This is a genomic window from Halopseudomonas sp. MFKK-1 (genome assembly GCF_027474385.1).
In the GTDB taxonomy this organism is placed as follows: domain Bacteria; phylum Pseudomonadota; class Gammaproteobacteria; order Pseudomonadales; family Pseudomonadaceae; genus Halopseudomonas; species Halopseudomonas aestusnigri.
In genome coordinates, this window is sequence record NZ_CP114836.1 from 623,305 (window position 1) to 638,605 (window position 15,301).

Below are 15,301 nucleotides of genomic sequence, written 5' to 3' on the forward strand. Positions count from 1 at the left end.
TCCATCGCTCTCCCACTTCTGCGTCTTCGCCACCGCCGGCGAAGCCGGAAAGCAGCATCATTAATTCAGTCCATTCCTAGATCAGGCATCGCTTGATGCTTTATTATCCGTTATCTTGCTCGACTGACACAGCATGCAGATTGCATTCTCCTCGCACAAGGCGTCGCGAGCACGCACCGACTGGAAGCCCGGACAATTACATAATGGCCTACCGTACTCCTCCCTTTCGCTCCTCCTTTCCGATGTTGCTGGCCAGCTCGTTGCTGCTGTTGCAGCCGCTGAGCTCTGTAGCAGCCAACCAGGTTCAATGCCGGCCAGCCGGCAACAGCTGGGCCTGCGAGCCGCTGCAGGCACCGGGCAACCTGCCCCCAAGGCCGCCCAGACCGGCACCTGCGCCGGCCCCGGTCACCGACAGCGTGGTCAAGGCAGCTGAACCGGCAGCGACGCTGAGTGGCGGCCCGGCCACCCCGAGTACGGACTTCAGTCGCCTTGACTGGGTACCCCGTGAGCAGTTGAGCAGCGAGCAGCTGGCCGCCATCGCCCCCTACTGTGGCGGCACCTATGTGGAGCCGGAACGCAGCGGCCGGGACGACTCTACGCCGTTCGACCAGCTTCCGGTCTACGCCTCCGCCGATTCCAGCCGCTTTGAACAGGGTAATCAGACCGGCGTACTGCAGGGCGATGTGCTGCTGCGCCAGGGCCGCCTGCAGGCCCGCGCAGATCAGGCCAGCTTTGACCAGGCCAATGCCCAGGCCGTGCTCGAGGGCAACGTCCGCCTGCGTGACCAGGGCGTACTGGTTCTCGGCGACAGCGCATCGATGCGCATCGACAATGGCGAAACCCGCATTGACGGCGTCGAATACGTGGTTCACGACGCCCGCGCCCGCGGCACCGCCGACACCCTGCGTCGCCGCGATGATGCCGTCATCGTCATCAGCGACGGCAGCTATACCACCTGCGAGCCGGGACAGAACACCTGGTCCCTGCACGGCAAGGACATCGAGCTGGACCGCGAAACCGGCTGGGGTGAAGCCAAGCACGTTACCCTGCGGGTCAAGGACGTACCGGTGTTCTATACCCCGTACATGTACTTCCCGATCGACGACCGCCGTCAGACCGGTCTGCTGGTGCCCTCGTTCAGCTACTCGTCCGACAACGGCACCGAGATCGAGACGCCGTACTACATCAACATCGCACCGAACTACGACGCCACCCTGTATCCGCGCTATCTGTCCGAGCGCGGCTTGCAGATGGAAGGCGACTTCCGCTATCTGCACGACGACAACGAAGGCACCCTGACAGCCGCCTTCCTCAACGACAGTGACTATGGCGAGAATCGCTGGCTGTACGGCTGGCAGCACGAAGGCGGACTGCAGAGCCGCTGGAGCACCGAAGTCGATTACACCGACATCAGCGACCCGTTCTACTTCCAGGACCTGAACACCGCGCTGGATGCCCGTTCCGGCACCTACGTCAATCAGCGGGCAGGCCTGACCTATCGCGGTGACGGCTGGCGCTTCCAGGCTGCCGTTCACGGCTACGAGCTGGCCACCATTACCTCGGTTACCCCGTACGAGCGCCTGCCGCAACTGCGCCTCGACGGTGCCAACTGGCTGGGTGATACCGGCCTGCGCTTTGGCTATAACGCCGAATACGCCTACTTTGATCGCAATCTCGGCAGCGGCCTGCTGACCGGCAAGGATGGCATCCAGCTCGACAGCGCCGGCCAGCCGATCCTGACTCCGGACGAGAACCTGGTCGGTCTGCAGCGAGCGACCGGCCACCGCGTAGTGGTCAGCCCCAGCATCAGCTACCCCTGGCGCAACAGCTGGGCCTTCATCACACCGAAGCTGCGCACCCAGAGCACCTATTACGATCTGAACTTCGACTCGCGGGCCGACGGCTTCGACTACGACGGTGCCAATAACACCCCGTCCAGCACCATCCCTGTCGCCAGCCTGGATACCGGGCTGTACTTTGATCGCGCCACCAGCTGGTTCGGCCGCAACCTGCGCCAGACGCTGGAACCGCGCGCTTTCTACCTGTACGCAGCAGACGAGGATCAGGACGATCAGCCGCTGTTCGACACCAACCAGAACACCTTCAGCTACAGCTCGCTGTTCCGCGACAACCGCTTCAGCGGCAACGACCGGGTCGCCGACGCCAATCAGCTGTCTCTGGGCCTGACCAGCCGCGCCCTGGAGGCAAACGGCACCGAGCGCGCCCGAGCCAGTTTCGGTCAGGTGTTCTATTTCCGCGACCGCAACGTGCAGCTGCTTGATACCGACGGCGTAGCGCGTGAAGCAGACAAATCCTCGTCCTCAGCCTACGCGGCTGAAGCCATGTACCAGGTCAGTGACGCGTGGCGCGTGAACGCCGACGTCATCTGGGATCCGGACGACAGCACCAGCGATGCAGGAAGCGTATTTGCCCACTATCAGCCAGAGCCCCGCAAGGTGCTGAACATGGGCTATCGCTACCGCAACAACATCAACACCTACAACGCACTGACCGGCACCTTCCAGCGCGACCCGGACAGCCGTATCGACCAGTCCGACCTGTCGTTCATGTGGCCGCTGAACCCGCAGTGGAGTCTGATCGGTCGCTGGCAGCATGACTTCGACCAGGATCGAACCCTCGAAGCGTTTGGCGGTCTGGAGTACGACAGCTGCTGCTGGAAGCTGCGTGTCATCAACCGCTACTGGGTTGATTACAACGAGTTTGAATCCGTCGCCACTGACGATGCCAACCGCGGCATCTTCCTGCAGCTCGTCCTCAAGGGGCTTGGCAGTGTGAGCGGCAATGAGGTGGACAGCCTACTTGACGATGGTATCCCCGGTTACAGAGAGCGTGAAGATAATGCATTTTAAGTTGATGACGGCCCTTAGCCTGTGCGCGGGCATTTTCCTCAGCAGCACAGCCCAGGCCGCCGTAGAACCGCTGGATCGCGTTGCCGCGATCGTCGATAACGACGTGGTCATGGCCAGCCAGGTTGAAGAACGCATGGCCACCGTGCGCCAGCAGTTCGCCCAGAACAATACCCCGGCACCAACCGAGAGCGAGCTGCGCTCGCAGGTGCTTGACCGCCTGATTCTGGAGAGCATCCAGCTGCAGATGGGCGAACGTGCCGGCATTTCCATCGATGATGCCTCGCTCGACCAGGCGGTGCAGCAGATTGCCGCCCGCAACGGCGTGACACTGGAGCAGTTCCGTGAAGCCCTGACCCGTGACGGCGTCAACTTCAATCAGGTCCGCGAGCAGATCCGCCGCGAGATGATCATCAACCGGGTTCGCCAGCGTCGGGTACGGGACAACATCCAGGTGACCGATCAGGAAGTGCGCAACTTCCTCAATTCCGAAGTCGGCAAGTATCAGACCTCGGCGGATTACCGCCTGGCGATGATCGTTCTGCCGCTGGCCGAAAGCGCCAGCCCGGGCGAAGTGGAAAAGGTTGGTCGCGCGGCCAGCGATATCTACCGCCAACTGCAGAGCGGTACCGACTTCAACACCCTGGCTGCCAGCCGCTCCGCCGGTGACACCGCACTGGAAGGCGGCGAACTGGGATGGCGCAAGGCAGCGCAGCTGCCGCCCGCATTCGCCCGTGCAGTCGATGCGCTGGAGGTTGGTGGTGTGACCCAGCCGATGCGTTCTCCGGCCGGCATCCACATCCTCAAGCTGCTGGACCGCCGTGGTGGCGAAGGTCAGATGGTCGAGGAATTCCACGTCCGTCATATCCTGATCAAGCCGAGCGAAATCCGCAGCGAAGGCGAGGCCGCGCAGTTGACCCAGCGCCTCTATGATCGCATCAGGGCTGGCGAGTCCTTTGCCGCGCTGGCCAAGGCCTACTCGGAAGATCCGGGCACCGCGCTCAATGGCGGCGACCTCGACTGGGTTACCCCGGATGCCATGACCCCCGAGTTCGGCGAAGTCATGACCACCACCCCGGAAAACACCCTGTCCCGTCCGTTCCAGACCCAATACGGCTGGCACATTCTGGAGGTGCTTGGCACCCGCAGCGTCGACATGACCGACGACATGCGCGAGCAGCAGGCGATCAACCTGATCCGCAGCCGCAAGTACGAGGAAGAACTGCAGACCTGGTTGCTGCAGATTCGCGACGAGGCCTACGTCGAGATCAAGAACGGGTGAGCACAGCGCGCCTTGCCATAACCGCCGGCGAGCCGGCGGGTATTGGCCCCGATCTATGCCTGATGCTGGCGCAGCGCCCATCGCCCTGCGAACGGGTCATCATCGCCGACCCGCAACTGCTGCGTGATCGCGCCCAACAGCTCGGCCTCCCGGTCGAGCTGTTGCCGTTTGATCCCGACGCGCTGCCCGTTGCCCAGGCCGCAGGCCAGCTTCACGTTTTACCGGTCACCCTCGGCACAGCCTGTACCCCGGGCCAGCTCGACGCAGGCAACTCGGCCTACGTGCTGGAAACCCTGCGCCTCGCTGGCGAAGGCGCTCTGAGCAGTCTGTTTGACGCCATCGTGACCGCACCGGTACACAAGGGCATCATCAATGAGGCTGGCGTGCCGTTTTCCGGCCACACCGAGTTCTTTGCCGAGCAGACCGCGACCGACCAGGTGGTGATGATGCTCGCCTGCCCCGGCCTGCGCGTCGCCCTGGCAACCACGCACCTGCCGCTGCGGCAGGTCGCCGATGCCATTACCGGGCCGCTGATCGAACGCGTGGTGCGCATCCTGCACAGCGACCTGGTCAACAAATTCGGCCTGAGCGCCCCGCGTATCCTGGTCTGCGGCCTCAATCCGCATGCCGGCGAAGACGGCCACCTGGGGCGCGAGGAACTGGATATCATCATTCCGGCGCTCGAGCGCCTGCGCAACGAGGGCATTGAGCTGGTCGGCCCCCTGCCGGCGGATACCCTGTTCACCCCCAAGCATCTTGATCAGGCCGATGCGGTGCTCGCGATGTATCACGATCAGGGCCTCCCGGTACTCAAGCACAAGGGCTTCGGCAACGCCGTCAACATTACCCTGGGCATGCCGATCATCCGCACCTCGGTTGATCACGGCACCGCCCTGGATCTGGCCGGGACCGGTCAGGCCAACCCGGGCAGCCTGCAGGTTGCCCTCGATACCGCCATCCAGATGATCAACGCCCGGAGGGCTGTATGAGTCAATTTCCCCAACACAAGGCGCGCAAGCGCTTTGGTCAGAACTTCCTGCACGACGCCGGCGTGATCGACCGCATCATTCGCTCGATCCGTCCGCGTGAAACCGATCATCTGGTCGAGATCGGTCCCGGTCAGGGCGCCATCACCTCGGGCCTGCTGGCCAGCGGCGCGCGCCTTGACGTGGTCGAGCTGGACAAGGATCTGCACCCGATCCTGATGGGCCAGTTCGGTTTTCTCGATCGCTTCCGCCTGCACAAGGGCGATGCCCTCAAGTTCAACTTCCGCGAGCTGGCCGCCGACGGCGAAAAGCTGCGCATCGTCGGCAACCTGCCCTACAACATCTCAACGCCGCTGATGTTCCACCTGCTGGAGCAGTCGGACTGCGTCGAAGACATGCACTTCATGCTGCAGAAGGAAGTGGTGCAACGGCTGGCTGCGACCGCCGGCATGAACCACTACGGCCGCCTCGGCATCATGGTGCAGTACCACTGCCGGGTGGAGCACCTGTTTGACGTCGGCCCCGGCGCCTTCAACCCGGCGCCCAAGGTCGATTCAGCGATCGTCCGGCTGATTCCGCACGCCACCCTGCCGCATCCGGCCGACGACGTGGAAGTGCTCGAAATCCTGGTGCGTGACGCCTTCAACCAGCGCCGCAAGACCCTGCGCAACACACTCAAGTCGCTGCTCAGCGCAGAAGAGATCGAAGCCGAAGGCATCGACCCGGGCACCCGCCCGGAACAGGTCGACCTGGCCGGCTTCGTGCGTCTGGCCAACCGCCTGACTCGCAAGCGGGCAGGCGACGCATGAGCGGCGAGCCGCAATATGCCGTCGAGGTGACGGTGCAGACCCGCTACCTGCCGGAGCAGTCCGATCCGCAGAAGAAGCGCTTTGCCTTTGCCTATACCATCAGCATCCGCAATCAGGGCTCGGTGGCCGCGCAGCTACTGCATCGTCACTGGCTGATCACCGACGGCAACAACAAGCAGCAGCGTGTTGATGGCCCCGGCGTGGTCGGCGAGCAACCGCTGATCGAGCCCGGTAACGAGCACACCTATACCAGCGGCTGCATGCTTGAGACCCCGGTTGGCACCATGGAAGGTAGCTACGACATGCGCGCCAGCGATGGCCACACGTTCAGCGCCAGCATTCCGCGCTTTCGTCTGGCCCAACCCAACGCACTGAACTGATCGACTCGTACGCCCATGACCATCTACGCCGTTGGCGACATCCAGGGCTGCCTAAAGCCGCTCCAATGCCTGCTCAGCGAGGTAGGCTTCAACCCGTCCAGGGACGTGCTCTGGTCCGTTGGTGACATGGTCAACCGCGGTCCCGACTCGCTTGGCACCCTGCGCTTTCTCAAGCAGCTCGACAACGCCTGCGTTGCGGTTCTGGGCAATCACGACCTGCACCTGCTGGCCGCCAGCCGAGCTGGCAGTCGCTTGCGCAAGTCAGACACCCTCAAACCCCTGCTCAAGGCCGACGACCGTGTCGCCCTGCTCGACTGGCTGCGCGAGCGCCCGCTTGCCCACCTCGACGCAGAGCTGGGCTATGTGATGACCCACGCCGGCATCCCGCCAATCTGGAGCGTACAGCAGACAATGGAGCTGGCCGCCGAGGTGGAAACCATCCTGCGCTGCGACAAGCGTCTGCCAGACTATCTGGACGAGATGTACGGTAACGAACCGGCGCGCTGGAAGCCCGGCCTCAAGGGCATCGACCGGCTGCGTGCGATTACCAACTACCTGACCCGCATGCGCTTCTGCAAGCCGGACGGGACGCTGGAGTTCAAATCCAAGGAAGGGCTGGATACCACGCCCAAGGGCTTTGCGCCGTGGTTTCGTTACCCGCGCCGCGACCCTGACATTCAGGTCATCTTCGGCCACTGGGCAGCGATCGAAGGCCGCACCGGCGTGCAGGGCGTACATGCGCTGGACACCGGCTGCGTATGGGGTGGCCGCATGACCCTGATGAACCTGGATACCCACGAACTGCATCACTGCGACTGCGCGACCTGAGAGGAACCAGCATGAGCGATTTCAAACGCATCGACCCGCAAACCGCCAGCCAGTTGATCGCCAGCAACGCCCAACTGGTCGACATCCGCGACCCGCAAAGTTTCGACTTTGGCCACATCCCCGGCGCCATCCGCCTGGACAACGACAACCTTGCCGACTTCGTCGCCAACGCCGACCAGCAGGCGCCCCTGATAGTCTGCTGCTACCACGGCAACTCCAGCCAGGGCGCCGCCGCCTATCTGGCCAGCATCGGCTTCGCCGACACCTACAGCCTCGATGGCGGCTTTGACCTATGGCGCCAGACCTATCCGGAGCAGGTAAGCTGCGACTGAGGCTCGGCCGCTTGACCGCCCAGTAGGGCGGACTAAGCGCAGCGTGTCCGCCGGCGTTGCCACACGAGCCCTTGCTCAAACGCAGCGCCGATCCCACACCTATCCGGTGGAGACGCTGCGCTTTCTCCACCCCACAGCCCCGCCCCCCTCACCCGATCCACACTAAACGAATAGCCCGCAGGCCACGCCAGCCGCGCCTTCAGCCTCCCGCAACAAAATTTCCCGAGAAATCTTCTGTTGCACTGCGTATTTGCAACTATCCTGAGGTCAGGCGAATCAAGAAAGAGAACGTCGGTCTGCCGGCTTCCGATAAACACGGGAGCCTGCCGGATCCACCGTACGACCAGTCATCGATTGGCCGCCCGGCGCCTCCGACAGACTCCTGACCGTGCTCGCAGTTGCGCCTTGGGGGATTCACGCATCAGGAAATGCCGTCGCCCGGTAAAGCGCGTCATGCGGGCTGCTGCCCGGAAGCGCCAGACCTCTTATCTGGTAACAGCGAGGTCGTGTCATGAGCATATTCAGCCATTTCCAGAACCGCTTTGAAGCCACCCGGCAAGAGGAGTACAGCCTTCAGGAATACCTGGAACTCTGCAAGACTGACCCTACCGCCTACGCGACCGCCGCCGAGCGCCTGCTGATGGCCATCGGCAAGCCCGAACTGGTCGACACCTCCCTCGACCCACGCCTGTCACGCATCTTTTCCAACAAGGTCATCAAGCGTTATCCGGCGTTCGCCGACTTCCACGGCATGGAAGACGCCATCGAGCACATCGTCTCCTTCTTCAAGCACGCCGCCCAGGGGCTCGAAGAACGCAAGCAGATTCTCTACCTGCTCGGCCCGGTTGGCGGCGGCAAGTCCTCGCTGGCGGAGAAGCTCAAAGAGCTGATGCAGCAGGTACCGTTCTATGCGATCAAGGGCTCGCCGGTGTTCGAGTCGCCACTCGGCCTGTTCAATGCCACCGAGGATGGGGCCATCCTCGAAGAGGACTTCGGCATCCCGCGGCGCTACCTCAACAGCATCATCTCGCCCTGGGCGGTGAAACGCCTGCACGAATACAACGGCGATATTTCCCAATTCCGCGTGGTCAAACTCTACCCCTCGGTGCTGCAGCAGATTGCTGTCGCCAAGACCGAGCCCGGTGACGAGAACAACCAGGACATATCTTCACTGGTCGGCAAGGTTGATATCCGCAAGCTGGAAGAGTTTCCGCAGAACGACCCGGACGCCTACAGCTACTCGGGCGGCTTGTGCCGTGCCAACCAGGGCCTGCTCGAGTTCGTCGAGATGTTCAAGGCACCGATCAAGGTACTGCACCCACTGCTGACCGCCACCCAGGAAGGCAACTACAACAGCACCGAAGGCATGGGCGCGATTCCGTTCAATGGCGTAATTCTGGCCCACTCCAACGAGTCCGAGTGGCACAGCTTCCGCAACAACAAGAACAACGAAGCGTTCATCGACCGCATCTACATCGTCAAGGTGCCCTACTGCCTGCGCGTCAGCGACGAGATCCAGATCTACGAAAAACTGCTGACCAACAGCTCGCTGGCCAATGCCCACTGCGCACCTGACACCCTGAAGATGCTCGCCCAGTTCACCGTACTCTCGCGGCTGAAAGAGCCGGAAAACTCCAATGTCTACTCGAAGATGCGCATCTACGACGGCGAGAACCTGAAGGACACCGACCCCAAGGCCAAGTCGATTCAGGAATACCGCGACGCGGCGGGCGTCGACGAGGGCATGAACGGCCTGTCGACCCGTTTTGCCTTTAAGATCCTCTCCAAGGTCTTCAACTTCGACACCACCGAAGTGGCCGCCAACCCGGTGCACCTGCTCTACGTGCTGGAGCAGCAGATCGAGCAGGAGCAGTTTCCCAATGACGTGAGCGAGCGCTACCTGCGTTTCCTCAAGGAGTACCTGGCACCGCGCTACGTCGAATTCATCGGCAAGGAAATCCAGACCGCCTATCTGGAGTCCTACAGCGAGTACGGCCAGAACATCTTCGACCGCTACGTCCTGTACGCCGACTTCTGGATTCAGGATCAGGAGTACCGCGACCCGGAAACCGGCGAGATCCTCAACCGCGCGTCGCTCAACGAGGAGCTGGAGAAGATCGAGAAGCCGGCCGGCATCAGCAACCCGAAGGACTTCCGCAACGAAATCGTCAACTTCGTGCTGCGTGCCCGCGCGCAGAACAACGGCAAGAATCCGAGCTGGCTGTCCTACGAGAAGCTGCGCGTGGTGATCGAGAAGAAAATGTTCTCCAACACCGAAGACCTGCTGCCGGTCATCAGCTTCAACGCCAAGGCCTCGACCGAAGATCAGAAGAAGCACAACGACTTCGTCCACCGGATGGTCGAGCGCGGCTACACCGAAAAGCAGGTGCGGCTGCTGTCGGAATGGTACCTGCGGGTGCGTAAGGCGCAGTGACGGCTGCGCCGTCGCTGGGCAGCTTCAAGCCGCAAGCGACAAGCGGCAAGCAGCGCGGCGCCGCCTGAGACCATGCGCTGCGCCTCAAAGCAGCACGGCCAGCTTCAAGCTTGCAGCTTATGGCTTGCGGCTGGCCCGGAGGGCCCTGAATGAGCTACGTGATTGACCGCCGTCTGAACGGCAAGAACAAGAGCACCGTGAACCGCCAGCGGTTCCTGCGGCGCTACAAATCACACATCAAGAAGGCGGTTGAAGAGGCCGTGGGGCGTCGTTCGATCACCGATATAGAGCACGGCGAAAGCATCAGCATCCCCAACCGCGACATCGACGAGCCGATTTTTCACCATGGCAAGGGCGGTCGCCAGACCCAGGTGCACCCCGGTAACCGCGAGTTCGCCACCGGCGACCGCATCGCCCGCCCGCAGGGTGGCGGTGGGGGCCAGGGCGGCAGTCAGGCGGGCGACAGCGGCGAAGGCATGGATGAGTTCGTCTTTCAGATAACCCAGGACGAATTCCTCGACTTCATGTTCGAGGATCTCGCCCTGCCCAACCTGGTCAAGCGCCAGTTGACCGGCACAGACACCTTCAAGCCGGTCCGCGCCGGCATCAGCCAGCAGGGCAACCCCTCGCGGATCAATATCGTACGGTCCATGCGCGCGGCGCAGGCACGGCGCATCGCACTCTCGGGCGGCAGCCGCAAGCGGCTGCGCGAGGCACGCGCCGAGCTGGAGCAACTCAAGCGTGAGCATCCGGATGACATTACCGGTATTGCGCAGCTGCAGGAGGAAATTGCCAGCCTCGAGGCACGCATCGAGCGCGTTCCCTTTCTCGATACCTTCGACCTGCGCTACAACCTGATCGTCAAGCAGCCAACGCCGTCGTCCAAGGCAGTGATGTTCTGCCTGATGGATGTCTCCGGCTCCATGACCCAGGCCACCAAGGATCTGGCCAAGCGCTTCTACATTCTGCTCTACCTGTTCCTGCGCCGTAACTACGAGCGCATCGAAGTGGTGTTCATCCGTCACCACACCAGCGCCAAGGAAGTCGACGAGGAAGAATTCTTCTACTCGCGCGAAACCGGCGGCACCATCGTGTCCAGCGCCCTGCGGCTGATGCAGCAGATCATTGAACAGCGCTACCCGCCCGGCGAGTGGAACCTGTACTGCGCCCAGGCATCCGACGGCGACAACTGGAACGACGACTCGCCGATCTGCCGCGACCTGCTGGTGCGCCAGATCATGCCGGCGATGCAGTACTACTGCTACGTGGAAATCACCCCACGCGAGCATCAGACCCTGTGGCACGAGTATGAAGCGGTCGCCGAGCACTTTGCCGACAGTTTCGCCCAGCAGCAGATTGTCGATGCCGGGGACATCTACCCGGTGTTTCGCAAGCTGTTCCAGAAGAGGATGGCGACATGAGCCGGAACCCCATATCCACCGGCTCGGAGTGGACCTTCGAGCTGATCCGCGAGTACGACCAGGAGATCGGCCGTATCGCCCACGAGGTCTACGGACTGGATACCTATCCCAACCAGATCGAGGTCATCACTGCAGAGCAGATGATGGACGCCTACGCCTCGGTAGGCATGCCGCTGGGCTATCACCACTGGTCCTACGGCAAGCATTTTCTCGCCACCGAAAAAGGCTACCGCCGAGGCCACATGGGGCTGGCCTACGAAATCGTCATCAACTCCGACCCCTGCATTGCCTACCTGATGGAAGAGAACACCATGTGCATGCAGGCACTGGTGATTGCCCACGCCTGCTACGGCCACAACTCGTTCTTCAAGGGCAACTACCTGTTCCGCAGCTGGACCGACGCCAGCGCGATCATTGACTACCTGGTGTTCGCCAAGCAGTACATCAGCGAATGCGAAGACCGCTACGGGATTGACGCCGTCGAGGACCTGCTCGACTCCTGTCACGCCCTGATGAACTACGGCGTCGACCGCTACAAGCGGCCCTACCCGATCTCTGCCGCGGAAGAACGGCAACGCCAGCAGGAGCGCGAGGAGCACCTGCAGCGCCAGGTCAACGAGCTGTGGCGCACCATCCCGGTCAACCCGCACCACGCGCAGGATGAGCAGGTACACCCCCGCTACCCGAGCGAACCCCAGGAAAACCTGCTGTATTTCATCGAGAAGAACGCACCGCTACTGGAGCCTTGGCAGCGCGAAGTCGTCCGCATCGTGCGCAAGGTCGCGCAGTACTTCTACCCCCAGCGCCAGACCCAGGTGATGAACGAGGGCTGGGCCACTTTCTGGCACTACACCCTGCTCAACCACCTGTATGACGAGGGCAAGGTCACCGACGGCTTCATGATGGAGTTTCTGCAGTCCCACACCAGCGTGGTCTACCAGCCACCGTTCGACAGCAACTGGTACAGCGGCATCAACCCCTACGCGCTGGGCTTTGCGATGATGCAGGACATTCGCCGCATCTGCGAACACCCGACCGAGGAAGATCGCCGCTGGTTCCCCGATATTGCCGGCAGTGACTGGCTGGAAACCCTCAAGTTCGCCATGCGCACCTTCAAGGACGAAAGTTTTATCCTGCAGTACCTGTCACCCAAGGTGATCCGCGACTTCAAGCTGTTTGCCATCGTCGACGACGAAGCCGACGACCACCTGGAAGTCGCCGCCATTCACGACGACAGCGGCTACCGCGCGGTACGCGAACTGCTGGCAGCGCAGTACAACCTCGGCAACCGCGAACCGAACATCCAGATCTGGTCGGTGGACCGCCGCGGCGACCGCTCCCTGACCCTGCGCCACCAGCGCCATCAGGGCAAACCGCTCGGCGAATCCACCGACGAAATGCTCCGCCACCTGCATCGCCTGTGGGGGTTCGACATTCACCTGGAAAGCGTCGACGGAGAACGAATCGTGGCCGAAGCCCACATCCCGCCCCGCCCCAAACCGGAGGAAGACCGCCTGCCGCGCTTCGACCTGAATATTCCGCCCATATAGGGGCGCGGTGCGCCAGCTGCAAGCTGCAAGCTGCAAGCTGCAAGCTGCAAGCTGCAAGCTGCAAGCCTAATCAGGGTGAGTTCGGCGGCTATGCCGTCAAGTGTTGCTCAAGTTTCTGCGGTCATGTGCAGCCAAAAGAAAACCCGCGCGACTAGACACCGCGCGGGTTTTGCTTGCAGCTTGCAGCTTGAAGCTTGAAGCTACTCCCCTTTAGCCAGAGTCCGTGTCGATGCCTGAGAGTTACTACACCTACCTGGTCGGCGGCGCAGTCCGCGACCAACTGCTTGGTTTGCCGGTAACAGACCGCGACTGGGTTGTGGTTGGCGCGACGCCGGAGCAGTTGCAGCAGGAGGGTTTCCGTCTGGTCGGCCAGGACTTTCCGGTGTTTCTGCATCCGACCTCGGGCGAGGAGTACGCACTCGCCCGCACCGAGCGCAAAAGCGGCGTTGGCTACGGCGGGTTTGTCTTCCACACCAGCCCGGACGTCACCCTGGAAGAGGATCTGATCCGCCGGGACCTGACAGTCAACGCCATGGCCCGGGCCGAGGACGGCCGGATCATCGACCCCTACGGCGGCCAGCGCGACCTGCAGGCGAAGATATTGCGCCACGTCTCCCCCGCCTTTGCAGAAGATCCACTGCGGGTGCTGCGGGTTGCGCGCTTCGCCGCCCGTTACGCCAGCCTCGGCTTTCGCGTGGCCGACGAGACCATGGCGCTGATGCGCCAGCTGAGTGAGTCGGGCGAGCTGCAGAGTCTGACTGCCGAGCGCAGCTGGATGGAAATCAGCCGCGCCCTGATGGAACCGAGCCCGGACGTATTCATTCAGGTACTGCGCGACTGTGGCGCACTGGCCGAACTGCTGCCGGAAGTCGACGCCCTGTTTGGCGTGCCGCAGCCGGAAGCGCATCACCCGGAAATCGACACCGGCGTCCACGTCCTGCAAGTACTGCAGATCGCCGCCAGAGACCAGCTGCCGCTGCCGGCCCGCTGGGCCTGCCTGCTGCATGACCTTGGCAAGGGGCTGACGCGCCCGGAGCACTGGCCAAAGCATCACGGCCACGAGACCAGCGGCCTGAAGGCCGTCAAAGCCGTCAACCAGCGCTGCAAGGCACCGCGTGAGTGTCAGGAACTGGCACTGCTGGCCTGTGAGTATCACACCCACTGTCACAGAGCACTGGAGCTGCGCCCGCAGACATTGCTCAAGCTGTTCAAGGCGCTGGATATCTACCGCCGCGGCGAGCGCTTCGAGCAGTTTCTGGCGGTATGCGTGGCCGACGCCCAGGGCCGCACCGGGTTTGAACAGCGCCCCTACCCGCAGGCGGACTACCTGCGCGGCGCGGCGCAGGCCGCGCGCGCGGTAGATATTCAGCCGTTACTGGATAAGGGCCTGCAGGGCGCCGAGATGGGCCGCGCCCTGGAGCAGGCGCGGCTGGAAGCGTTAAGCGACTACAAGGCCTCGCGCGGCTGATACCCCGCCAGCAGTTCGACCGGCGTCAGTGACCGACCACGCCATGTGAAGGCGACCGGCCACAGCGCCTGGTTCCCCTGCCAGCCCTCCCAGAGCTGACCGAATGTCTGCCCGCTGCCGGGCAGTTTGGCCTGCGCTGCGACCAATGCCAGCGGCCAGAGCACAAAGGCGTTGCGGATGACTTCCGGGCGCGGCAGGGTAATGCCGTCATGCACGCCGGCCAGATCGCCATAACAAAGCACGTCGATATCCAGCGTGATGCGCCCGGGTTGCGGCGACTCACGCCGGCCGCAGGCGGCCTCGATCGCCTTCAGCGCCGCATTCAGATCCGCCAGCGCCAGCCGCGTTTCGACGGCGACCACCATGTTGTAAAAGCGCCTGCCGAGCACCCCGACCGCGTCGCTTTCAAACACCGGCGACAACTGCAACTCGCCGCACAACTCGGCCAGCGCATCCAGCCCGCGCTGCAGGTGATATTCGCGTTCAGTGTTGGTGCCCACACCCAGATAGACGATGGTCACGCGGGTTTGACTCCCCGCTCGATCAACACCCCGACGCCGCCGGATGCCGCCGGCACCGCGCCCGGCTTGGTGACCTGCAGACGCAGCCAGGGAATGGAGAATTCGTTCATGAGCAGCGCAGCCAGCTGCTCGGCCAGCGTCTCGACCAGCAGGAAGCTGCTCTGCTCGACAAAGCCCTGCACGCGCTCGCTGATTGCCGCGTAGTTGAGGGTGTGCTCAAGCGTGTCGCCCGCGGCAGCCGGACGGATGTCCCAGCCCATATCGAGATCGAACACCAGCCGCTGGCGGATGGTGCGCTCCCAGTCATAGACGCCAATGACGGCATCTACCGCTAACCCTTTGATAAAAACCTGATCCACAGGTTGCTCCCGTGTCGACTACAATCAAACGTCATTTTGCCCGGGATCCGCTGCATGCATACCC

The 15,301-nt window shown here is 62.8% G+C and carries 13 protein-coding genes; 11 read left to right on the forward strand and 2 right to left on the reverse strand.

Going from position 1 to position 15,301, the window contains the following annotated elements:
• The first annotated feature begins 203 nt into the window (after positions 1-203).
• From O5O48_RS02840 to O5O48_RS02890, 11 genes are all read left to right on the forward strand, one after another.
• The gene (locus tag O5O48_RS02840; RefSeq protein WP_269688093.1) at positions 204-2,870 is read left to right on the forward strand and encodes an LPS-assembly protein LptD; all 2,667 of its coding nucleotides are present in this window, start codon (positions 204-206) and stop codon (positions 2,868-2,870) included.
• Complete coding sequence (locus O5O48_RS02845; protein ID WP_269688094.1) at positions 2,860-4,149, forward strand: peptidylprolyl isomerase; 1,290 nt, start codon at positions 2,860-2,862, stop codon at positions 4,147-4,149. The genes O5O48_RS02840 and O5O48_RS02845 overlap by 11 nt, the downstream gene beginning before the upstream one ends.
• Positions 4,146-5,138: a 4-hydroxythreonine-4-phosphate dehydrogenase PdxA gene (gene pdxA, locus O5O48_RS02850; RefSeq protein ID WP_269688095.1), complete on the forward strand. Its 993-nt coding sequence runs from the start codon at positions 4,146-4,148 to the stop codon at positions 5,136-5,138. Before O5O48_RS02845 ends, pdxA begins: the two co-directional genes overlap by 4 nt.
• Positions 5,135-5,944, forward strand: a complete 810-nt coding sequence (rsmA, locus tag O5O48_RS02855) for a 16S rRNA (adenine(1518)-N(6)/adenine(1519)-N(6))-dimethyltransferase RsmA (RefSeq protein WP_269688096.1) — start codon at positions 5,135-5,137, stop codon at positions 5,942-5,944. The genes pdxA and rsmA overlap by 4 nt, the downstream gene beginning before the upstream one ends.
• The gene (gene apaG, locus O5O48_RS02860) at positions 5,941-6,324 is read left to right on the forward strand and encodes a Co2+/Mg2+ efflux protein ApaG (RefSeq protein ID WP_088274363.1); all 384 of its coding nucleotides are present in this window, start codon (positions 5,941-5,943) and stop codon (positions 6,322-6,324) included. Before rsmA ends, apaG begins: the two co-directional genes overlap by 4 nt.
• A gap of 15 nt (positions 6,325-6,339) precedes the next feature.
• Positions 6,340-7,152 (forward strand): symmetrical bis(5'-nucleosyl)-tetraphosphatase, encoded by an 813-nt coding sequence (locus O5O48_RS02865; RefSeq protein ID WP_228245523.1) that lies wholly within the window; start codon positions 6,340-6,342, stop codon positions 7,150-7,152.
• Positions 7,153-7,163: 11 nt separating this feature from the next.
• Positions 7,164-7,484, forward strand: coding sequence for a thiosulfate sulfurtransferase GlpE (gene glpE, locus O5O48_RS02870; RefSeq protein ID WP_269688097.1), 321 nt, complete (start codon positions 7,164-7,166; stop codon positions 7,482-7,484).
• A 511-nt stretch (positions 7,485-7,995) separates the two neighbouring features.
• The gene (locus O5O48_RS02875) at positions 7,996-9,918 is read left to right on the forward strand and encodes a PrkA family serine protein kinase (protein WP_269688098.1); all 1,923 of its coding nucleotides are present in this window, start codon (positions 7,996-7,998) and stop codon (positions 9,916-9,918) included.
• A 149-nt stretch (positions 9,919-10,067) separates the two neighbouring features.
• Positions 10,068-11,339, forward strand: a complete 1,272-nt coding sequence (locus tag O5O48_RS02880; RefSeq protein ID WP_269688099.1) for a YeaH/YhbH family protein — start codon at positions 10,068-10,070, stop codon at positions 11,337-11,339.
• Positions 11,336-12,889: a SpoVR family protein gene (locus O5O48_RS02885; RefSeq protein ID WP_269688100.1), complete on the forward strand. Its 1,554-nt coding sequence runs from the start codon at positions 11,336-11,338 to the stop codon at positions 12,887-12,889. The genes O5O48_RS02880 and O5O48_RS02885 overlap by 4 nt, the downstream gene beginning before the upstream one ends.
• A gap of 229 nt (positions 12,890-13,118) precedes the next feature.
• Complete coding sequence (locus O5O48_RS02890) at positions 13,119-14,357, forward strand: multifunctional CCA addition/repair protein (RefSeq protein ID WP_269688101.1); 1,239 nt, start codon at positions 13,119-13,121, stop codon at positions 14,355-14,357.
• On the opposite strand, the gene folK is transcribed toward O5O48_RS02890, so the two are convergent.
• Positions 14,336-14,878 carry a 2-amino-4-hydroxy-6-hydroxymethyldihydropteridine diphosphokinase gene (gene folK, locus O5O48_RS02895; protein ID WP_269688102.1) on the reverse strand — a complete coding sequence of 181 codons (543 nt, stop codon included), beginning with the start codon at positions 14,876-14,878 and terminating at the stop codon, positions 14,336-14,338. The two genes, O5O48_RS02890 and folK, sit on opposite strands and share 22 nt — an antisense overlap.
• Positions 14,875-15,237 carry a dihydroneopterin aldolase gene (folB, locus tag O5O48_RS02900; RefSeq protein WP_088274355.1) on the reverse strand — a complete coding sequence of 121 codons (363 nt, stop codon included), beginning with the start codon at positions 15,235-15,237 and terminating at the stop codon, positions 14,875-14,877. Before folB ends, folK begins: the two co-directional genes overlap by 4 nt.
• Positions 15,238-15,301 lie beyond the last annotated feature (64 nt).